The sequence below is a fragment of the Rhodococcus sp. LMD genome, from assembly GCF_056108245.1.
In genome coordinates this window covers 339452-360413 of sequence record NZ_CM148557.1, presented here as the reverse complement: position 1 = coordinate 360413, position 20962 = coordinate 339452, and the positions used below count along the sequence as shown (strand labels likewise).

Genomic DNA, 20962 nt, shown 5'->3' with positions numbered 1-20962 from the left:
CACCGGCGAGAGGACAAGATGGAACCATGACGCATTCGGAGAATGAGCACGTCCTCGTGATCGGGCCCGACGGCCGACCCGTCCCGGTCCCGCGTGACGGGACCGCCTCCGGTGATCCGCGAGAGTCGCCCGCAGAGCCTCAGGAGAAGCCGGACGACGGCGAGTCGCTCGCCGACATGGTCGAGCAGCCGGCGAAGGTCATGCGGATCGGCACGATGATCAAGCAGCTGCTCGAGGAGGTCCGCGCCGCGCCGCTCGACGATGCGAGCCGTGCCCGTCTGCGGGAGATCCACCAGTCCTCCATCCAGGAGCTCGGCGAGGGCCTGGCGCCGGAGCTGCGCGAGGAACTCGAACGGCTCGCGCTGCCGTTCGGTCAGGACGAGGTGCCCTCCGACGCGGAGTTGCGGATCGCGCACGCTCAGCTCGTCGGATGGCTCGAAGGCTTGTTCCACGGGATCCAGACGGCGCTGTTCGCGCAGCAGATGGCGGCGCGGGCGCAGCTCGAGCAGATGCGTCAGGGTGCACTGCCGCCCGGCATGCTCGGGGGCGGACCGCGTCCCGACGAGCGGCACGGCCCCGGTCCGGGTGCACCCGGTACCGGGCAGTACCTGTAACGCCGGCCCGGACCCGATCCCCGGTAGGCTCGAACCTCGTGTCAGCTTCTGCCCTCGATCCCGAGCCCACCGCCGCGGACTCCCCGGTGGTGTCGGATTCGCAGACCTTCCGGCGCGGCCTGAAGGATCTGCGCGACGGCTTCGCCCAGCGCGAGCTGTGGCTCAGCCTGGCCTGGCAGGACATCAAGCAGCGCTACCGGCGCTCGGTGATCGGCCCGTTCTGGATCACGATCGCCACCGGTGTCCAGGCCACCGCCATCGGCATCCTGTACGCCGCGCTGCTGGATATTCCGCTCGACGAGTTCCTGCCGTACGTCACGGTCGGGCTGATCGTGTGGAACATGATCAGCGCCTCCATCCTGGAGGGCTCGGAGGTGTTCATCGCCAACGAGGGCCTGATCAAACAGTTGCCGTCGGCGCTGAGCGTGCACATATACCGGCTCGTGTGGCGGCAGTTGCTGTTCTTCGCCCACAACCTGGTGATCTACGTGATCATGGTCGTCGCCTTCGGGGTGTGGCGGGACCTGACGTGGACGTCGCTCGCAGCGATTCCGGCGCTGGTCCTGATCGTGCTCAATGCCGTGTGGGTGTCGATCGTGTTCGGTATCTTCGCCACCCGCTACCGCGACATCGCGCCGATCCTGTCCAGCCTCACGCTGCTGCTGTTCGTCCTCACCCCGATCATGTGGACCACGCAGAGCCTCGAAGCGCAGGGCGGGGAGGCCGCCAAGCGCGTCAAGCTGGCCGAGATCAACCCGCTGTTCCACTATCTCGACATCATCCGGGCGCCGATGATCGGCCAGGATCAGCAGGCCTACCACTGGTACATCGTGCTGGCGATCACCGTGGTCGGCTGGGCACTGGCGCTGCTGGCACTGCGTAAGTACCGGGCACGCGTGCCCTACTGGGTCTGAGGGGCCGTCGATATGACCGAACATGTGAGCATCGAGACGCGCGGAGCGTGCGTCGACTTCCCGATCTTCGACGCGAAGACCCGGTCGCTGAAGAAGGCGTTCCTCGGCAAGGCGGGCGGTTCGATCGGCCGCAACAACTCCGACGTGGTGGTGGTGGAGGCGCTGCGCGACATCACCATGTCGCTGAAGGAAGGCGACCGCATCGGCCTCGTCGGCCACAACGGCGCCGGCAAGTCCACCCTGCTGCGGCTGCTCGCGGGGATCTACGAGCCCACCCGCGGCAGCGCCCGGATCCGGGGCCGCGTCGCGCCGGTGTTCGACCTCGGTGTGGGCATGGACCCGGAGATCTCCGGCTACGAGAACATCATCATCCGCGGGTTGTTCCTCGGTCAGACCCGCAAGCAGATGCTCGCCAAGATGGACGAGATCGCCGAGTTCACCGAGCTCGGCGAGTACCTGAACATGCCGCTGCGCACGTACTCCACCGGCATGCGCGTCCGCGTCGCGATGGGTGTCGTCACCAGCATCGACCCCGAGATCCTGCTGCTCGACGAAGGCATCGGCGCGGTCGACGCCGAGTTCATGAAGAAGGCCCGGGTGCGCCTGCAGAAGCTCGTCGAGCGCTCCGGCATCCTCGTCTTCGCCAGTCACTCCAACGAGTTCCTCGCGCAGCTGTGCGACCGTGCGCTGTGGATCGACCACGGCCGGATCCGCATGGAAGGCGGCATCGAGGAGGTCGTGCGCGCCTACGAGGGCGACGACGCGGCCGATCACGTGCACCACGTCATCGCCGAGCTGGAACGCGAGCAGGGTCTGCCGCAGGAGCGCTCGGCGTGAGTGAACGCATCGTCGGCGTGGTCGTCACCCACCGGCGGCGCGAACAGCTGGCGCAGTCCCTGAAGGTCCTGAGCGCCCAGACGCGGCCGCTCGACCACCTGGTGGTCGTCGACAACGCCGACGAGGCGGCGGTGCGCGAGCTCGTCGACTCCTGCCCGCTGCCGACCAGCTACCTGGGTTCCAAGCACAACCTCGGCGGCGCCGGCGGGTTCGCGCTGGGGATGCTGTACGCGCTGTCGCTCGGCGCGGACCGGGTGTGGCTGGCCGACGACGACGGCCGTCCCGAGGGCCCCGACGTCCTCGCGACACTGCTCGACTGCGCGCAGCGGCACGGCCTGGCGGAGGTGTCGCCGGTGGTGTGCGACATCGACGACCCCGACCGTCTCGCGTTCCCGTTGCGCCGGGGCGTGGCGTGGCGGCGTCACCGCAGCGAACTCGGCGACGTCGAAACCGATGATCTGCTGCCGGGCATCGCGTCGCTGTTCAACGGCGCCCTGTTCACCGCCGCCGCGATCGACGCGGTGGGCGTGCCGGACCTGCGGCTGTTCGTGCGGGGCGACGAGGTGGAGGTGCACCGTCGCCTGGTCCGCTCGGGTCTGCCGTTCGGCACCTGCCTGCGCACCGCCTATCTGCACCCCAACGGCGCCGACGAGTTCAAGCCGATCCTCGGCGGCCGGATGCACACCCAGTACCCGGACAACGACACCAAGCGGTTCTTCACCTACCGCAACCGCGGCTACCTGCTCTCCCAGCCCGGCCTGCGCCGGTTGCTGCCGCAGGAGTGGGTGCGGTTCGGCTGGTACTTCCTCGTCACCCGTCGTGACCCTGCCGGGCTGCGCGAGTGGGTGCGGCTGCGCAAGCTGGGGCGGCAGGAGCGGTTCGACCGGCCCGCGTGAGGGGCCGAATGTCACATTGCGTCGATGGAACCGACGCAATGTGACATTCGGCCGGTGGGAAGGCGCGATTGCGCCCGGTTCTCGCGCTGTCTAGGTTCGGGGCAAGATCTCGGGCGGCACGGGAGGGCGCGATGCTGGGTCGGTGGCGGGCGATGACCCGGGGCAAGCTGCAGCGGGCCGTCGCCGAGGTCGTCGACCTCTCGGCGCGACGCGCCCGCGAGCTGCAGGAGAACCACCACGACCGTGTGCTGGCCGAACTGACCGCGACCACCGCGGAGTTGCGGCAGGTGCTGGCAGAACTCGCGCGGACCCGGTCCGAGGTGGGCCTGCTGCGAGAACGCGTCGCCGACCTCGAGCACCGGCAGCGCCGCGACCTGCGCTACGCGATGGACCACGCCGCCACCGACACCGCAGCGGCGTTCGCCGTCGCGAACATGCCCACCGCCGCCGTCCTCGACACCCCGCACGACACCCTGCGGTTCGCGCTCGACCGGGTGTCCCGGCCCGGCCTGGCACTCGAGTTCGGCGTCGCGTCGGGCACCACCTTGCGGATCGTCGCCGATGTGCTGGGCGCGAAGCACCCGGTGTTCGGGTTCGACGTCTTCACCGGGCTGCCGGAGACGTGGCGCAGCGGATTCCCGGCCGGGGAGTTCGCGCAGGACGCCCCGCCGGAGGTGCCCGGCGCCGAGCTGGTGCCCGGTCTGTTCGCCGACACCCTGCCCGGCTTCCTCGCCGCGCATCCCGGCGACGTCGCGTTCGTCCATCTCGACGCCGACCTGTACTCGTCCACCACGACGGTGCTCGACCTGCTCGAAGACCGCCTGGTGCCCGGCAGCGTGCTGGTGTTCGACGAGTTCTTCAACTATCCCGGCTGGCAGCAGCACGAGTACCGGGCGTGGACCGAGTTCGTCGCGCGCACCGGCGTCGCGTTCGAGTACCTCGCCTACACGGCCGACAACGAGCAGGTCGTCGTGCAGCTGCGGTGACTCTCAGCGCACGAAACGGATCGCCTGACTGACGTTGTACTGTCGGCGCTCGTCGATCCGGAAACCGGCTTCCACGAGCCCGGCGTACTCCGGGGTCGTCTCGAACCGGTGCGGTGGGAGCGTCCACCACTGATTCGACGTGTGGTAGATCCGCTGTTCGACCGTCCGCTCGGCGTCGGCGAAGAACCACACCACGTCGCACGTGGACAGCTGCCCCGCGACCGCCTGGAACGGGAGGTTCTCGTCCCACAGCCAGCCCTCGGCGGCTGCGGTCCGTCCCAGCCCCGGATCACGGGTGCCCGCGAAGGTCTCCGGCCGGGCCGTGATCACCAGCCGCTGCGACGCCGGGTTCCACGCGGCTCCACCGAACAGCACACAGTCACCGGGCTCGAGCCGGTCGGCGACATCGTGGTTGACCGTGCTGAAATCCATGCCGCTGGGGTCGGACCATGCGGAGCGCTGTGCGACGAAGGACGGCACGGTCAGCAGCACCAGTGCACCGGTGACACCGACCGTCGCCCACGTCCGCACGGCCACCGCCGCGACGGCGGCCGCACCGACCAGCGCGACCGCGGGCGTCGTGAAGGTCAGGTACCGGTCCAGGTAGACCGGGGTCGCGACGAGCGAGTACGTCACGAGCATCGCCATCGGCAGCACGATCCACGGAACGGCCACCGCGAGAACGCCGTGTCGCCGCACCGGCGTGCGTCGCCGCACCGCCGCGACGGTTCCCGCGACGAGCAACACCGTGAACGCCGCCGCGAACCAGGGGGCGCCCACGAACCACTGGTACTCCCACACGATCCGCGGCAGATTCCGGTCGAGGGGCCGAATCCACGACGTCTGCCCCGCCTGGGCGAACGCCTCGAGCACGAGCGGGCTCGCCGCCGCCGAGCCCGCCACCACCGCCGCCGCCCACGCCGGTCCGCGGCGCCGCAGGTCACCCCGCCACGCCAGGGTGATCAGGTGCGCCGGCACCAGCGCAATCGTGTACAGGAACAGCACCACCGACAGCGCGAGCACGGCGGCGTACAGCAGCCACCATCGGAGCCGGCCCGACTCGCACGCCACGAGCAGCAGCACGGTCAGCCACACGGCGACGGCCGCGGACGGGGCGTAGCTGCGGGCCTCGACCGCAGCCCACGTCACACGGGGCAGCAGCAGGAAGACGACACCCGCGAGCACGCCGAGACGCCGGTCCGCGAGCATGCACGCCAGCACCACCACGCCGCCGGCCGCGGCACCCACGGCCAGGATGCTCGGCACCCGCGCCGAGAACTCCGAGGCCCCGAAGACGGCGAACCAGTACCGCATCGCCACGTAGTACAGGCCGTGGACGACGTCGACGTTGCCGAGCACTCGGTCCAGGTCGGCGCGGGAGCGCTGGGCCACCGAGAGGGTGGCCAGCTCGTCGTACCAGAAGGAGGGCCGCCACGACCCCCACGCTGCGACGATCGAACCCAGCAGTGCGACGAGGACGGCATCCCGCGCGCACGCCGTGGTCCGATCGGCCATCCGCTATCGCCCGTACAGGCGGGCCCAATTCTCCCGGCTGGTCAGCTGCGGCGCGGCCTCGCGGTACCGCAGGGACACCGCGGGGGTTTCCTGCTTCAGGGCCTGCAGCGCACGCATACCGCGCCGGAGCAGCGCGACGGCCCGCTTCTTGTCCCGCCTGCGCACGCGGACGCCCTCCTGGGAGGCGTCGGTGACGACGGCATGCGAGAACAGCGAGACGTGCCACCAGTGCGCGTCCGACGACGGGACCGCGACCGGATGGGCGGGGAGGCGGCCCCGCCACTGGTTGAGGGCGCGTTTGGCCAGCACCGCCCACTCAAGGCTCTTGCGCGGGTGCGGGCCGGCCGGGGTGATGAACATGTCGGCCGGACGCAGACCCGGCACGTTGTTCGCGTTGTGGCGGATGGTCTCCCCGTATTCCGCGCGCTCACGCCGGATGGCGGCCGCGGCCTCCATGCCGCCGTCGTGCAGGAATTCGGGTCCGCGCAGGAAGTCCTCGACGGCCTTGATCAGGGTGAACGCCATGCCGTACTGCATCGAGACGAGGTAGCGGAACAGGTCCGTCCGCAACTGCTTGGCGAGTGCCTTGCCGTCGAGTTCGGTGTGCAGTGCGGCGGTGATCATGGCGTTGCGGAGGTTGAAGTAGCGATGCCACTCGTCCCAGTCCTTCCACGCGAAGTCCGCGTGCCACACCGCGGCGCCGGGCAGCGTGACGGTCGCGACGCCGTTCGCCCGCGAGCGGTAGCCGTACTCGATGTCGTCCCACTGGAAGAACAGGGGCAGCGGGTAGCCGACCTTGTCGACGACCTCGGACGGGATCAGGCAGGACCACCATCCGTTGTAGCCGGCGTCGACCCGGATGTCCTGCTGCTTCTTCAGCGTGCTCTTGTCCGCGAGCGCGTTCTTCACCTCGAGGCCGGCCTGGAGACGCTGCAGGTCGGCGACCTCGGCGCCGACGTGGACCCGGTCGGGGTGCAGCAGGTAGAGCATCTGCGCGCCGACGATGGCGGGCTCGACGGTGCAGTTCGCGAACATGTTGAGCCGGACCACGGCCTCCGGTTCGCACAGGACGTCGTCGTCCATGAAGACGATGTTGGCGCCGGGATTCCGCGCCGACCCGGTGACCTCGTACAGACCGCGGGTGAATCCGCCGGCGCCGCCCAGGTTGGGCTGCGTGATGTAGACGAGCTTGTCGCCGAGCTCGGATGCGACGCGCCGGAACTCCTCCCGGGTCTCGACGCGGTCGTTGCCCTGATCGATCACGTACACCGACTGCACGTCGGCCAGCGCGATCGGGTCGTCCGCCATCGCGGCCAGCGTCGCCGCGCAGTCGTCGGCGCGGTTGAAGGTGCAGATGACCACTGCCGCAGGCCGCAGCGTCTCCGGAGCCGGCACCGTCCACCGGGCGTTCGCGACGGTCAGCTCGCCGGAGCCGGTCGAGATCCGCGCGAACAGGGCACCGCCGTCGACGAACCGGTCGATGGGCGTGGACACCGTCACCGGCGTGGGCGTGCCGTGGGACGACACGGCTGTCGTGGCGACGATCCGTCGCCGGCCGCGGGCGTCGGTGGCGACCAACTCGAGGCGGCCGTCTCCGTCGACCTCGGCGACGAACGCGACCTCGGTGACCGCGGTCCAGCGCTGCCAGTAGCTGGCGGGGAACCTGCCGAAGTAGGTGTCCGTTTCGATACGGCTCCGGCGACCGAGGCGCACCCGGGTCCGCTCCCGGTCCACAGTCCCCTTGACGGTGACGTACATGTCGTCACTGACCAGCGGAGACGGTCCCGCGAACAGCGCGCGCTGCGCGGTCTGCCGGGCTGCAGGGCGCTCCGGGACGGACGAACCGTCGGCCGCGGTGCCGACCCCTCCCGTCGGTTCGATCGCAGCGAATTCGGCCTTGTCCATCCGTCGAAACACCTTTCGGAACCTTGCTGCCCCCCAGGACACAACTCGTCCCAGGCTACCAACGGGCCGCGGACCGGCCGACCTTGCCGCGGATCCGCTGCGCGCCCGCCCGGCCGGTCCCGGGCACACCCCCGTTATCCTTGGCCTCTGCCAGCCCCCTCCCGACCTCTGGAGCACATGTGACGTCCGCCGTCGAGCCCGCGACGCGGCGGCAGCGCTGGCTCTGGGGCACGGTGGTGGCGGCGACGGTGACGCTCACCTACCTGGTGATCCTGACGGCCGACGATCGGTGGTTCTACACCGACGACACCGAATCCGGTGCGGTACCGAACTGGCTCTTCCTCGGCCGGATCCTGCGGACGGGACAGTTGCCGAGTCTCGTACCCGAACAGTGGATGGCCGGGAACTACCCGGTCGAGGGACAGGGCGGTCTCTGGAATCCGCCGCAGCTGCTCGTCAACCTGATCGCACCCTCGGTCGACAACATGGTGCTGCTCGCGACGGGCGTGAAGTGGGCGTTCACCGTCGTGCTGGCGCTGGGGGTGTACCGGATCTGCCTGGAGTACGGTGCTCGCGCCCCGTGGGCGGCGGTGGCCGGCGCCGCGGTCCCCTTCACCGGGTTCGCGCTCTTCTACGACCAGGCCACCTGGGTCACGGCCCTCACCGGATCCGCCTGGGTGGCCCAGGCGTGGGCGAGTTCGCTGCGCTACCTGCGCGGCCGCTCCGGCCCCCTGCCGGCGTTCGTGTTCCTGTACCTCGCGATCAGCGTCGGCTACGTCTTTCCCGCCCTGGTGGCCGGGATCCTCACCGGCTGCCTCATGATCGGCGAACGGATCCATCGGAACTCGTGGCGGCCGTCGCTGCGACTGGCGGTCGTCGCAGTCTGTGCCGCCGCGGGCGGGCTGATCACCTATCTGCCCGGGGTGCTGTCCAGCTCCGTCACGTGGCGCTCCGATCAGGGTTTCCAGAACGACAACTTCCTCGCGGCCCCCTGGTCGGACACCCTCAATTCCGGCATCCCCTCGGCACTGCCGGGCATCGAAGCCTGGTTCGGGGAGGTGCAGCCGTTCCCCGTCACCTACATCGCCTGGTTCGTCGTCCCGGCTCTCGCCTTCGTGGACTGGAAGACCGTGAACCGGTCCGTGCGCAGCCTGGCAGGCGCGCTGATCTTCCTCGTCGCCATGCTGATGGCGACCGCGGGACCCAGCGTGATGGGGCCGCTGCGCTGGCCGGCGCGGCTGCTGCCGATGTTCGCTCTCGCGACGCTCGTGGTGGTGTGCGTGCTGCTCAGCCGCCACGGCACACTCCGCGGGATCCGGGTCCGCGCGGGCGCGGCGGCCACACTCGTGCTGTTGATGACGCTGCGTTCCGGATCCTCGTCCCCCGAGTTCATGAATCGTCACCTGCTGTGGGCGGGTGCCGTCCTCCTCGTCGGGGCCGTCGTCCTGTGGGCCGCGCTCCGCGCCGGTGAGCGGACGGTCGCGACGCTCCTGCTGCTCTCGGCACTGCCCGTCGTGTACTTCCAGGTGGCGTCGACGACACCGCATCCGCTCGCGTGGGATCTGCCCGCCCGGCAGTCGGTCGCGAAGGCGAACTTCCCGGACCGGCCGGGCACCACGCTGCAACTCGCCGACCGCGAACTGGTGCTGCCGTGGACGGCGAACCCGGAGGGCGTCTACCGCTCCCTGGTGTTCGGCAACTTCGCCAAGTCCCTCGACGAGACCTACGTCAACGCCTACACCCCCATCGGCTTCGAGGAGTTCGCCTTCCACCTGTGCATGCGGCACGACGGTTCGAGCTGTGCGGACGCGTTCGCCGCTGCCTTCGCCACCGAGCCGAGTACCGATCGCACGTACGTGGACCTGATGCTCGTGGATCGGGTCGTGCTGCAGCGCCGGCAGTATCCGGACGCCGGCTCGGAGCCGGCGCCGCCCGGCTGGCGGTGGGTGCAGTCGCCGCCCGGGTCCGCGGACGCCGTGGACGCGGTGATCCTCGAACGGATCGGCGGACCGGTCAGCGGCGGGAACGGACGCATCTCCTTCACCGAGGGAGTCACCGCGACCACGGTGGCCGAGGACTACGCGACGAGCCGGGTCCGCGTCGATTCGGCGGACGGCGGACGCGTCGTCTTCGCCCGGCTGAACTGGCCCGGCTACGCGGTCACGCTGGACGGCCGGCCGCTGGATCCGCGGTCGGTGGACGAGATGTTCCTCGCAGTGGACATCCCCGCCGGCACCGACGCGGGGGAACTCGTCGTGAGCTGGACCCCGCCGGGACAGGGGGCCGGATTCGCCGGACTGGGCCTCGGTCTCGCCGGTGCCGCGACCATGCAACTGCTGTACCTGCGAGACCGGCGGAAGACCCGGCGGGAACATCCGGACGAGACCGCGGTGCCCGTGGCGCCCGCCACGGTGGGCTGAGACCACGGTCGACTGACACGGTCGACTGACACTACGGTCCGCTGTAACTACGGGGGGCTGAGCCGCGACCGGAAGACGGTGTAGAACACCCGCCGCTGAAGCGCGGCGAGTTCGGCGCGACGATTTCCCTGCCACACATCGGCCGCCCGGAGCCCGCCGGGCAGTTGTCCGGCCACCCACCGGTGGTAGGCCTTCGCCTGCCGGGCCTGATCGGCGACGAGCGCCACGCTCCACTGACCGGCACTGACGCGGAACCCGCCGACGACCTGCCGGAGGGCATACAGATCGCCGTGGAACAGCACCTTCGTGTAAGAGGCCATGTCGATGAGGTAGGGGAAGCGACCGTCCCATCCGCCGGCCCGTTCGAGAGCGTCGCGCCGCATCGTCACGCACATCGGCTCACCGAAGACGTTGGTGCCCAGCCGCACGGTGCGCCGGATCGCCTCCTCACCCGGCACCAGGCCCGACAGTCCCTGGAGCCCGCGGCCGCCGATCATCTTCGTGCCGCGCGCGTCGAGGATGTCGCGCCGCGACGCCACCGCCACCGCCGACGGGTGCGCATCCAGGGCCGCCACCTGGGCGGCGAGGGCACCCGGATAGAGCAGGTCGTCGCCGCACACCAGCTTGACGTACTCGCCGGTGGCCTCGGCCGTCACGCGCTGCCAGTTCCGGGGCGCACCACCGCCCGCCGGGGTCGACAACAGGGTCACGCGCCGGTCGCCGGCGTACTTGCCGAGCAGGTCGGCGGTGCCGTCGGTGGAACTGTGGTCGGCGACGATCAGCTCGAAATCCCCGAAGTCCTGCCCGAGCACGGACTCGACCGTCGCCTCGATGTACGGCGCATTGTTGTAGGCCGGAATCACGACGGAGAGTTTCGGCCTCGTCACTGCTGCTCATCCCGTTCTCGAAGGGGCCGGCGCGGGGCGGGCCGGTGGACGGCGTCACCGTACATCGGCACGGACCGCACCCGAAAACAGCCCCGCCCGGCGTATACACTCCCGACTTGTGAGCAGCGACGACGGGGCGGGGACGGGCACGCCACACCGCGTGTCGATCGTCGTACCGGTCTACCAGGGCGAACACACCCTGGGTGAGCTGCTCGAGCAGATCCTTCCGTGGACCGAGGTCACCCTGACCCCCGGCGGCCGTCCCATGGTGGTCGAGGAGGTCCTGCTCGTCCACGACAACGGCCCCGACGACTCGGCCCGCGTCATCCGGGAACTGTCCGCGAAGTACCCGTTCGTCGCCGGGGTGTGGCTCAGCCGGAACTTCGGCCAGCATCCGGCGACGCTCGCGGGCATGGCGTCGAGCGGCGGCGAGTGGATCGTCACCCTCGACGAGGACGGCCAGCACGACCCGGCCGCCATCGGCGGTCTGCTCGACACCGCGCTCGACGAGGGTGCGACGGTCGTGTACGCGAAGCCGACGAACGCGGCACCGCACGGCGCGCTGCGGAACGTGGCCTCCAGGGGATCCAAATGGTTCCTGGCCCGGGTGCTGTCCGTCTCCGACAGCCCCGACTACCAGAGCTTCCGCCTGGTGCTGGGCGAGGTGGGACGGTCCCTCGCCGCCTACGCGGGTTCGGAGGCCTATCTCGACGTCGCGCTGGGGTGGATCGCGGGGAAGGTGAGCACCAGCCCGGTCGCACTGCGCGAGGAGCAGGGACGGGCGTCCGGCTACCGGCTGCGCACCCTGCTGTCGCACTTCTGGCGGATGGTGCTGTCGAGCGGCACCAAGGGCCTGCGGATGGTGAGCCTGCTGGGCGTGGTCCTGGCCGTCGGCGGTCTCCTGTGGGCGGCGTGGGTGCTGGTGTCCTACCTGTTCCTCGGCAACCGCTTCCCGGTGCAGGGCTGGGCTTCGACGACGGTCATCCTGCTGCTGGGATTCGGTGCCGTCCTGTTCTCCCTCGGGGTCATCGCCGAGTACGTCGGGGTGGCGGTGAAGACGGCGATGGGCAAACCGCCGTACCTGATCGTCAGCGATCCCGACTCCGGCCCGCTGGGCCGCACCCAGCGGTATCCCGACCTCGAATCCTTCCGGAGCGGGTAACCGTGCCGGCGCCGACGTGGGTCGTCGGAAGCGGCGGGCTGCTCGGTTCGTGGGTGACCCGGGAGCTGCGTCGCCGCGACGTCCCGGTGACGACGAGTGTGGTGCCGTGGGACGAGCCGGAACAGGCCCGCACCGTGCTGCTGGCCGATGCGGACCGGTTCGTCCGCGGCGCCGGGGGCGGGCCGTGGCGGGTCGCGTGGTGTGCCGGTGCCGGCGTGAACGGCACGACGTCGGAGGCCTTCGCGGCCGAGAATGCCCTGCTGCGCGACGTGCTCGACGGACTCGCGCACGCGGGCGGCGGCAGCGCCGAACGGGGGACGGTGTTCCACGCGTCGTCGGCAGGCGGGGTGTACGCGGCCGCGCCGGGCGCCCCGCACTCCGAGTACAGTCCCACGGCCCCGCTCGGTCTGTACGGACACGCCAAGCTGGCCGCCGAGACCGTCGTCACGGATTTCGCGCGTGAGACGGGCGCGACCGCCGTGATCGGGCGCTTCGCGAACCTGTACGGGCCGGGCCAGAATCTCGCCAAACCGCAGGGTCTCGTCTCCCACCTGTGCCGCGGGTATCTCACGGGGACGCCGGTCTCGATCTACGTCTCGATGGACACTCTGCGGGACTACCTGTTCGTCTCCGACGCGGCCGAGATGGTGGCCGACGCCCTGGCCCGGGCGGAGACCGACCCGGGCCAGGTGAGCACCAAGATCTTCGCGTCGGGCCGGTCGGTGACGATCGGCGCGATCCTGGGCGCCTGCCGGACCGTCTTCCGCCGTCGCCCCAACGTCGTGCTGGCGTCGTCGCCGCTCGCGTCGGTGCAGGGCCGGGACCTGCGGTTACGGTCCGTGGTGTGGCCGGAGCTGGACCGTCGCAGCCATCGGCCGCTGCCGGCCGGCATCGCCGCGACGCTGGAGGCGACCCGGCGCTCGATGGGTCAGTCGGCTCGGCCGAGTGTGCGCTCGCCGGATCGGGCGTAGGCCTGTTCGGTGGCGTCCTTCTGGGGTCGCCACCAGTGCTCGTGGGTGCGGTACCACTCGATCGTCGCGGCCAGCCCCTCCCGGAAGTCCCGGTAGCGGGGCTGCCAGCCGAGTTCGGTGCGCAGCCGGGTCGCGTCGATCGCGTAGCGCAGGTCGTGGCCGGGCCGGTCGGTGACGAAGTCGAAGTCGGTGCGGTCCCTGCCGCACAGCTCGAGGACGGTCTCGACGACGGTGCGGTTGTCGGTCTCCCCGTCCGCGCCGATCAGGTAGGTCTGCCCGATCTCGCCCTTGTCGATGATCGTCCACACCGCCCGGTTGTGGTCGTCGACGTGGATCCAGTCCCGCACGTTCGCCCCGGTGCCGTACAGCCTGGGCCGCACCCCGTCGAGGACGTTGGTGATCTGCCGCGGGATGAACTTCTCCACGTGCTGGTACGGCCCGTAGTTGTTCGAGCAGTTCGAGATCGTCGCCGCCACCCCGAACGAGCGCACCCACGCCCGCACCAACAGATCCGAGCCGGCCTTGGTCGAGGAGTACGGGCTCGACGGGTTGTAGGCGGTGGCCTCGGTGAACCGCGCCGGATCGTCGAGGTCGAGATCGCCGTACACCTCGTCGGTGGAGATGTGGTGGTAGCGCACCGCATGCCGGCGCACCGCCTCGAGCAGGGTGAACGTGCCCATCAGGTTGGTCTGCACGAACGGCGACGGATCGGCCAGGGAGTTGTCGTTGTGCGATTCGGCGGCGAAGTGCACCACCAGATCCGACTCGGCCACCAGCGCGTCCACCAGGGCGGCGTCGGCGACGTCGCCGCGGACGAAGCGGACCTGCTCGGCGACCGGGTCGAGGGAGGCGAGGTTGCCGGCGTAGGTGAGCTTGTCGAGCACCGTCACCTGCGCCTCGGGGCGGTCGGCGACGGTCCGATGCACGAAGTTCGCACCGATGAAACCGGCACCGCCGGTGACGAGCAACCGCATGCGGCAACCCTACCGGCGGTGCGGTCGTTGGTCCGCGTCCACCCCGGATGGGAGACTGCCCGTCATGCGCGGAATCATTCTCGCCGGCGGCACCGGGTCCCGACTGCATCCGATCACCCTGGGAGTGAGCAAGCAGCTGGTGCCGGTCTACGACAAGCCGATGATCTACTACCCGCTGTCGACGCTCATGCTCGCCGGGATCCGCGACATCCTGATCATCACCACCGCCGAGGACGCTCCGCAGTTCCATCGGCTGCTCGGCGACGGGTCGCGATACGGGGTGAACCTGACCTACCGGGTGCAGCCGGAACCGAACGGTCTCGCCCAGGCGTTCGTCCTCGGCGCCGAGCACATCGGCAGCGGCAGCGTCGCCCTGGTCCTCGGGGACAACATCTTCTACGGTCCGCGCCTGGGCACCCAGCTCACCCGGTTCGCCGACCTCGACGGCGGGGCGGTGTTCGCCTACCGGGTGTCCGACCCCAGCGCCTACGGCGTGATCGAATTCGACTCCGACGGCCGAGCCCTGTCGCTCGAGGAGAAACCCGCCACCCCCAAGTCGAACTTCGCGGTGCCCGGACTGTACTTCTACGACAACGACGTCGTCGCCATCGCCCGCGACCTGCGCCCGTCGGACCGCGGCGAATACGAGATCACCGACATCAACCGCACCTACCTCGAGGCCGGCCGCCTCCAGGTCGAAGTCCTCCCCCGCGGCACCGCCTGGCTCGACACCGGCACCTTCGACTCGCTGCTCGACGCCTGCAACTACGTCCGTACCATCGAACAACGCCAGGGCCTGAAGATCGGCGCCCCCGAGGAGGTCGCGTGGCGGCGCGGCTTCATCACCGACGACGAGCTGCGTGCCCTGGCCGCGCCGCTGGTCAAATCCGGCTACGGCAGCTACCTGCTCGACCTGCTCGACCGGGAAGGACACTGACGGTGCACTACCGCGAACTGAAGATCCCCGGCGCCTTCGAGATCACCCCCCGCCAGTTCGGCGACGACCGCGGCGTGTTCTACGAATGGTTCAAACAACCCACCTTCGCCGACGCCGCCGGCCGTCCGCTCGACCTGGCCCAGGCCAACTGCTCGGTCTCCGCCGCCGGGGTGCTGCGCGGCATCCACTACGCCGACGTCCCGCCCGGGCAGGCCAAGTACGTCACCTGCGTCGCCGGCGCGGTCCTCGACGTCGCCGTCGACCTGCGCGTCGGCTCTCCCACCTTCGGACAGTGGGACGCGGTCCTGCTCGACGACGTCGACCGCCGCGCGATCTACCTCCCCGACGGCCTCGGCCACGCCTTCTGCTCCCTCGCCGACGGCTCCACCGTCGTCTACCTGTGCTCGACCACCTACAACCCCGACCGCGAACACGAGATCGACCCCCTCGACCCGCAGATCGGCATCGACTGGCCCACCACCGGCCGCGACGGCACACCCCTGCACTACGAACTCTCCGCCAAGGACAAGGCCGCACCGTCGCTGGCCGACGCCGTCGCCGCCGGGTCGCTGCCGCGGTACCTCGGGTGAGCGCGCAGCCGGTGCCCTCCCCCGATCCCGCCACCGAGCCCGCCGGCGCGCCCGGCGGGATGACGGGGGCGCCGGGTCCGCTCATGCGCCTGTTCAAGAACCAGGCCGTGGCGTTCCTGCTGGTGGGGGCGTTCAACACCGCGCTGGGCACCGCGTGGTTCATCGTGTGGCAGCTCGCCGTCGGCGACACCCTCGGCTACCACTTCGCGATCGTGGCGGGCTACGCCTCGAACGTGCTGTGTGCCTTCTCCACCTACCGCTATCTGGTGTTCCGGGTGCGCGGTCACTTCCTGCGCGACCTGTGGCGGTTCGTGACGGTCAACCTGAGCGCCTTCCTGCTGAACCTCGCCCTCATGACCGTGGCCGTCTCGGTGCTCGGGTTCCCGCCGATCCCGTCGCAGATCGTGATCACCGTCGTGACCGCGACGGCGAGCTTCTTCGGCTACCGGGACTTCTCCTTCCGTCGCGCCGAGCGCGGCTGACCGCCGCCCCGAGGGAACGGTCCGTGCCGCCCCGGAGACGAGCGAGACATCCGCTCGCCCCACCGCTCAGCGCAGGCGGAAGATCACGGCGCGCTGCACCACGAAGTTGATGACGGTGGCCGTGCCCTGCGCGACGACGAACGCCAGCGGCACGCGCCACCACTCGTCGGGCAGCGCGTCGTACAACACGTAGTTGATGCCGACCTGGACGGCGTAGGTGATCGCGTACAGGATCACCACCGCGACGAACCGGGCCCGGCTCGGTTCGGCCCTGAAGGTCCAGCGCCGGTTGATCAGGTACGCGGTGGTGGTGCCGGCGACGAACGACAGCGACTTCGCGACGTTGACGTGCAGCCCCACGGCGAGCAGCAGCACGTAGAGGCCGAAGTCCACGATCGCGGACAGCCCGCCGGTGAGGACGAACCGCACGATCTGCGTCTTCAGGTCGAGCGCCTCGTCCGCGGTGCTGTCGGTGACGGGGATCTCCACCGGTAGGGGGGCGTGATGCTCCGGTTGCGTCTGCCAGTGCGGGTGCTGCGGATGCTCGGACACGGGCGACAGCCTATGCGAGCGGGGCCCACGTCCCCGCTGCGCGACGGAACGCAGCCGGACGCTTCCGGCAATCCGGACGCCGGGACGCCGGGCGTCACCGGCGACACACTCTCGCCGCTGCGACCGGCGGGTAACCTGTACGGCGATGTCCACGACAGCTGCAGAGCCGGCCGCCGCGCCGCTCCCCACCCAGACCCGCACTCTGACCGGCTGGGGGCGCACCGCCCCGACCACCGCGGAAGTGCTGTCCACTCCCGACGTCGAGGTGATCGCGCAGGCGGTCGCCCGGGTCGCGGAGCAGAACGAGTCCAAGCCGTCGCACCTGCGCCGCGGTGTCATCGCCCGTGGTCTCGGCCGCTCGTACGGTGATCCGGCGCAGAACGCGGGCGGGCTCGTCGTCGACATGACGGCGCTGGACCGGATCCACACGATCGACCGCGAATCGCGGCTGGTCACCGTGGACGCGGGCGTCGACCTGGACCAGCTGATGCGCGCGGCGCTCCCGTTCGGGCTGTGGGTCCCGGTGCTGCCGGGCACCCGGCAGGTGACCGTGGGCGGTGCGATCGGCGCGGACATCCACGGCAAGAACCATCACAGCGCGGGCAGCTTCGGCAACCACGTCCGGTCGATGGACCTGCTCACCGCGGACGGCCAGGTGCGCACCCTCACCCCCCACGGGCGCAATTCCAAGCTGTTCTGGGCGACGGTCGGCGGCATGGGCCTGACCGGCATCATCCTGCGCGCCACCATCGAGATGACGCCCACCGAGACGGCGTACTTCATCGCCGACGGCGTGGTCACCAGCACCCTCGACGAGACGATCGCCGTGCACAGCGACGGCTCCGAGGCGAACTACGACTACTCGAGCGCCTGGTTCGACGCGGTCGCGCCGCTGCCGAAGCTCGGCCGGGCCGCGATCTCGCGCGGTTCGCTGGCCAAGCTCGACCAGCTGCCGAAGAAGCTGCAGAAGAACCCGCTGAAGTTCGACGCGCCGACGCTGCTGACGTTCCCGGACATCTTCCCGAACGGCCTGGCCAACAAGTACACCTTCAGCGCCGTCGGCGAGCTGTGGTACCGCAAGTCCGGCAACTACACGGGCAAGGTCCAGAACCTGACGCAGTTCTACCACCCGCTCGACATGTTCGGGGAGTGGAACCGCGCCTACGGCTCGAACGGGTTCCTGCAGTACCAGTTCGTGGTGCCGACCGAGGCGGTCGACGAGTTCAAGAAGATCATCGTCGACATCCAGCGCTCGGGGCACTACTCGTTCCTCAACGTGTTCAAGCTGTTCGGGGAGGGCAACAAGGCGCCGCTGAGCTTCCCGATGCGCGGCTGGAACATCTGCGTCGACTTCCCCATCAAGGCGGGGCTCAACGAGTTCGTCCGCGAACTCGACCGCCGCGTCCTCGAGTTCGGCGGCCGTCTCTACACCGCGAAGGACTCGCGCACCTCCGCCGAGACGTTCCACGCGATGTACCCGCGCATCGGCGAATGGATCAAGATCCGCCGCTCGGTCGACCCCACCAACGTGTTCGCCTCCGATATGTCCAGAAGGTTGGAACTCCACTGATGATCAACGCCGTCGGCAACCCCCAGACCCTGCTGCTCCTCGGTGGCACGTCCGAGATCGGACTCGCCATCGTCGAGGAGTACCTGCGCAAGGCGCCGGCCCGGGTGATCCTCGCCGCGCTGCCCAACGACCCCCTGCGCGACGACGCTGTCGCGCAGATGAAGGGTGCGGGGGCCACCAAGGTCGACCTGATCGATTTCGACGCCCTCGACACCGGCAACCACCCGGACATGATCGCCCGGGCCTGGGATCTCGCCGGAAACGGTCGCTCCGCAGGCTCCGCTCCTGCCGGGGACGTCGACGTCGCGATCGTCGCGTTCGGCATGGACGCCGACGCCGAGGAGCTGTGGCAGAACCAGACCAAGGCCATCCGGGTCGCGGAGATCAACTACACCGCGGCCGTGTCGGTCGGTGTGCTCCTCGGCGAGAAGATGAAGGCGCAGGGCTACGGGCGCATCATCGCGATGTCCTCCGTCGCCGGTGAGCGGGTCAAGCGAGCCAACTTCGTGTACGGCTCCGCGAAGGCCGGGCTCGACGGCTTCTACCTGGGCCTCGGGGAGGCCCTGGCGCCGTTCGGTCCGCGGGTGACGGTGGTGCGTCCCGGACAGGTGCGCACCAAGTTCAGCGCCCACGTCGAGGAAGCGCCGCTGACGGTCGACAAGGAGGACGTCGCCGCGCTGGCCGTCGCCGCGTCCGCGAAGGGCAAGGAGATCGTTTGGGCTCCGGGCGCCTTCCGGTACGTGATGATGGTGCTGCGGCACATCCCGCGCGCGATCTTCCGGAAGCTGCCGATCTAGGCTGCGGAGGTGTCCGACCCAGTCGTATCCTCTTCCGACGTGGCCCCCTTCCGGCGAGCCCTCCGCACCGCCGGCGAGGGGGCCGCTGCGGTTGTCGTCGCGACGATCGTCGCCGCCGTGGGGCTGTTCGCGTTCGCGCGCGTGCAGTGGCCCGCATTCAACTCCTCGAACGTCACGCAGGCCGTCACGACGGTGCTGCAGGTGGGGGCGCTCGCCGTGCTCGCCGGCTCGGTCGTGCTGCTGCGCCGGCGACGGTGGACGGCGTTCGCGCGGGTGCTGTCGTGGGCGGGTCTGTCGGGTCTGGTCACCGTCACCCTCGGGATGCCGTTGGCGGCGACGAAGCTCTATCTGCACGGCATCTCCGTCGACCAGGAGTTCCGCACCGAGTACCTGACGCGGCTCACCGACTCCCCCGCGCTGCGGGACATGACGTACGCGGACCTGCCGCCGTTCTACCCCGCCGGCTGGTTCTGGATGGGCGGCCGCTTCGCGAGCCTGCTCGGCCTGGACGGCTGGGAGGCGTTCAAGCCGTGGTCGATCGTGTCGCTGGCCGTCGCCGCCGTCGTCGGGCTCGTGCTGTGGACCGCGCTGGTGCGGATCGACCTGGCCGTGCTGGTCGCCACCGCCACCACCGCCGTCGTCCTCGCCTACGGCTCTCCGGAGCCGTACGGCGCGTTCGTCGCGCTGCTGATCGCGCCTGCCCTCGTCATGGCGTGGGGGGCGCTGTCGCGCCCGGTGCGTCCTTTGGGCGGCTGGGGCAGCCCAAAGGACACACCGGGCGGCGGAGCCGTCGTCGGGACCGGGCTCTTCCTGGGCCTGGCCGCGACGTTCTACTCCCTCTACCTCGGGATCGCGGCGTTCGCGGTGACGGTGATGGCCGTCGTCGCCGCGGTGCTCGCGCGACGCGCGGCGGGCACCTGGCGGGCCGCTCTCCCCGTGCTGGTACGGCTGGGCGTGATCGCGGGGATCGCCGTCGCCGTCGCGCTGCTCGTGTGGGCGCCGTTCGTGCTCGAGGTGCTGCGGGGCGGGTCCACCGCCGGATCCGGCACGGCGACGCACTACCTGCCCGAGACCGGGGCGCGGCTGCCCCTGCCGATGTTCCACGGTTCCCTGATCGGGCTGCTGTGCCTGCTCGGCACGGTGTGGCTGGTCGGGCGGGCCACGTCGTCGCGGCGTGCGCAGGCCCTCGGGCTCGGCGTGGTGTCCGTGTACCTGTGGTACCTGGCGTCGATGGCGCTGACCGCGATGGGCAACACTTTGCTGGCCTTCCGCCTCGAGGTGATCCTGCTCGTGCTGCTCGCGGCGGCCGGCACGTTCGCGTTCGTCGACTTCACCCGCTGGATCGTGCTGGCCACCAGCGAGAACCAGCGGGTGCGGTGGTCGCTCATCGCGGTCGGCGCGCTGGGTGCGCTCGCGTTCACCCAGAACATCCCCCAGGTCCTCGCGAACGAGATCACCGTCGCCTACACCGACACCGACGGCAACGGTGAACGCGCCGATCAGCGTCCGCCCGGCGCGGGCGCCTACTACGCCGAGCTGGACGAGACGATCACCGCGGCGCTGGGCCGGCCGCGCGACGAGATCGTCGTCCTCACCGCCGACACCACCTTCCTCGCCTACTACCCGTATCTCGGGTTCCAGGCGCTGACGTCGCACTACGCGAACCCGTTGGCGGACTTCGAGGGACGCGCCGCCGCGATCGAGGACTGGGCGTCGGTCGAGACGACCGACGAGCTGCTCGCCGCGTGGGACGAGTCCCCGTGGCGGGGACCCGATGCGGTCGTGTTCCGGCAGGGCGCCGAGGGTTACACCCTCCGGCTCGCCGAGGACGTGTACCCCAACGACCCCAACGTCCGTCGCTACACGGTGACGTATCCGAAGTCGCTGTTCGACGATCCGCGGTTCACGGTCTCGGAGATCGGACCGTTCGTCGTCGTCGCCCGCACGGGATAG

General features: G+C 70.2%; 19 protein-coding genes. 14 read left to right on the top strand and 5 right to left on the bottom strand.

What is annotated here, in order from left to right:
• The first annotated feature begins 26 nt into the window (after positions 1-26).
• The 5 genes from ACWPQI_RS01605 (at position 27) to ACWPQI_RS01585 (ending at position 4247) form a co-directional block, all read left to right on the top strand.
• Complete coding sequence (locus ACWPQI_RS01605) at positions 27-614, top strand: bacterial proteasome activator family protein (RefSeq protein ID WP_010596155.1); 588 nt, start codon at positions 27-29, stop codon at positions 612-614.
• 38 nt (positions 615-652) lie between these two features.
• Positions 653-1528 carry a galactan export ABC transporter permease subunit Wzm/RfbD gene (gene wzm / locus ACWPQI_RS01600; RefSeq protein WP_026138070.1) on the top strand — a complete coding sequence of 292 codons (876 nt, stop codon included), beginning with the start codon at positions 653-655 and terminating at the stop codon, positions 1526-1528.
• 12 nt (positions 1529-1540) lie between these two features.
• Positions 1541-2365, top strand: a complete 825-nt coding sequence (gene wzt / locus ACWPQI_RS01595) for a galactan export ABC transporter ATP-binding subunit Wzt/RfbE (RefSeq protein ID WP_010596157.1) — start codon at positions 1541-1543, stop codon at positions 2363-2365.
• Complete coding sequence (gene glfT1 / locus ACWPQI_RS01590; protein ID WP_210063193.1) at positions 2362-3261, top strand: galactofuranosyltransferase GlfT1; 900 nt, start codon at positions 2362-2364, stop codon at positions 3259-3261. The genes wzt and glfT1 overlap by 4 nt, the downstream gene beginning before the upstream one ends.
• Before the next feature lie 131 nt (positions 3262-3392).
• Positions 3393-4247 carry a TylF/MycF/NovP-related O-methyltransferase gene (locus ACWPQI_RS01585; RefSeq protein WP_010596159.1) on the top strand — a complete coding sequence of 285 codons (855 nt, stop codon included), beginning with the start codon at positions 3393-3395 and terminating at the stop codon, positions 4245-4247.
• 3 nt (positions 4248-4250) lie between these two features.
• Here the strand turns inward: ACWPQI_RS01585 and ACWPQI_RS01580 are convergent, their stop codons facing one another.
• Both ACWPQI_RS01580 and ACWPQI_RS01575 read right to left on the bottom strand, forming a co-directional pair.
• Positions 4251-5762, bottom strand: a complete 1512-nt coding sequence (locus tag ACWPQI_RS01580; protein WP_010596160.1) for a glycosyltransferase family 39 protein — start codon at positions 5760-5762, stop codon at positions 4251-4253.
• Between the two features lie 3 nt (positions 5763-5765).
• On the bottom strand, positions 5766-7667 hold the full coding sequence (locus tag ACWPQI_RS01575; RefSeq protein ID WP_010596161.1) for a glycosyltransferase: 1902 nt from the start codon (positions 7665-7667) through the stop codon (positions 5766-5768).
• Between the two features lie 179 nt (positions 7668-7846).
• On the opposite strand from ACWPQI_RS01575, the gene ACWPQI_RS01570 reads away from it, so the two are divergent.
• Positions 7847-10087: a hypothetical protein gene (locus ACWPQI_RS01570; protein ID WP_017682058.1), complete on the top strand. Its 2241-nt coding sequence runs from the start codon at positions 7847-7849 to the stop codon at positions 10085-10087.
• 47 nt (positions 10088-10134) lie between these two features.
• On the opposite strand, the gene ACWPQI_RS01565 is transcribed toward ACWPQI_RS01570, so the two are convergent.
• Positions 10135-10974, bottom strand: a complete 840-nt coding sequence (locus tag ACWPQI_RS01565) for a glycosyltransferase family 2 protein (protein WP_026138069.1) — start codon at positions 10972-10974, stop codon at positions 10135-10137.
• A gap of 160 nt (positions 10975-11134) precedes the next feature.
• Here ACWPQI_RS01565 and ACWPQI_RS01560 point away from each other — a divergent pair, with 160 nt between their 5' ends.
• Positions 11135-12136, top strand: a complete 1002-nt coding sequence (locus ACWPQI_RS01560; RefSeq protein ID WP_010596165.1) for a glycosyltransferase — start codon at positions 11135-11137, stop codon at positions 12134-12136.
• A gap of 2 nt (positions 12137-12138) precedes the next feature.
• The gene (locus tag ACWPQI_RS01555; RefSeq protein WP_040270473.1) at positions 12139-13107 is read left to right on the top strand and encodes an NAD-dependent epimerase/dehydratase family protein; all 969 of its coding nucleotides are present in this window, start codon (positions 12139-12141) and stop codon (positions 13105-13107) included.
• Here the strand turns inward: ACWPQI_RS01555 and rfbB are convergent.
• The gene (gene rfbB / locus ACWPQI_RS01550; RefSeq protein ID WP_102031868.1) at positions 13065-14081 is read right to left on the bottom strand and encodes a dTDP-glucose 4,6-dehydratase; all 1017 of its coding nucleotides are present in this window, start codon (positions 14079-14081) and stop codon (positions 13065-13067) included. The two genes, ACWPQI_RS01555 and rfbB, sit on opposite strands and share 43 nt — an antisense overlap.
• 64 nt (positions 14082-14145) lie before the next feature.
• Between rfbB and rfbA the strand changes: the two genes are divergently transcribed.
• From rfbA to ACWPQI_RS01535, 3 genes are read left to right on the top strand one after another with little or no spacing between them, the layout of a single operon-like run.
• Positions 14146-15018 carry a glucose-1-phosphate thymidylyltransferase RfbA gene (rfbA, locus tag ACWPQI_RS01545; protein WP_102031867.1) on the top strand — a complete coding sequence of 291 codons (873 nt, stop codon included), beginning with the start codon at positions 14146-14148 and terminating at the stop codon, positions 15016-15018.
• Positions 15019-15020: 2 nt separating this feature from the next.
• Positions 15021-15608 carry a dTDP-4-dehydrorhamnose 3,5-epimerase gene (gene rfbC, locus ACWPQI_RS01540; RefSeq protein WP_102031866.1) on the top strand — a complete coding sequence of 196 codons (588 nt, stop codon included), beginning with the start codon at positions 15021-15023 and terminating at the stop codon, positions 15606-15608.
• Positions 15605-16090, top strand: a complete 486-nt coding sequence (locus ACWPQI_RS01535) for a GtrA family protein (RefSeq protein WP_029540188.1) — start codon at positions 15605-15607, stop codon at positions 16088-16090. Before rfbC ends, ACWPQI_RS01535 begins: the two co-directional genes overlap by 4 nt.
• A 66-nt stretch (positions 16091-16156) precedes the next feature.
• Here the strand turns inward: ACWPQI_RS01535 and ACWPQI_RS01530 are convergent, their stop codons facing one another.
• A complete protein-coding gene (locus ACWPQI_RS01530; RefSeq protein ID WP_051009409.1) occupies positions 16157-16579 on the bottom strand; it encodes a GtrA family protein in 423 nt (140 codons plus the stop codon).
• A 208-nt stretch (positions 16580-16787) separates the two neighbouring features.
• Here ACWPQI_RS01530 and ACWPQI_RS01525 point away from each other — a divergent pair, with 208 nt between their 5' ends.
• Genes ACWPQI_RS01525 through ACWPQI_RS01515 form a run of 3 tightly spaced genes read left to right on the top strand, consistent with a single transcriptional unit; the run spans position 16788 to position 20962 of the window.
• Positions 16788-18212, top strand: a complete 1425-nt coding sequence (locus tag ACWPQI_RS01525) for an FAD-binding oxidoreductase (protein WP_010596172.1) — start codon at positions 16788-16790, stop codon at positions 18210-18212.
• The gene (locus tag ACWPQI_RS01520; RefSeq protein ID WP_010596173.1) at positions 18212-19009 is read left to right on the top strand and encodes a decaprenylphospho-beta-D-erythro-pentofuranosid-2-ulose 2-reductase; all 798 of its coding nucleotides are present in this window, start codon (positions 18212-18214) and stop codon (positions 19007-19009) included. Before ACWPQI_RS01525 ends, ACWPQI_RS01520 begins: the two co-directional genes overlap by 1 nt.
• Positions 19010-19048: 39 nt before the next feature.
• Complete coding sequence (locus ACWPQI_RS01515; protein WP_474738612.1) at positions 19049-20962, top strand: galactan 5-O-arabinofuranosyltransferase; 1914 nt, start codon at positions 19049-19051, stop codon at positions 20960-20962.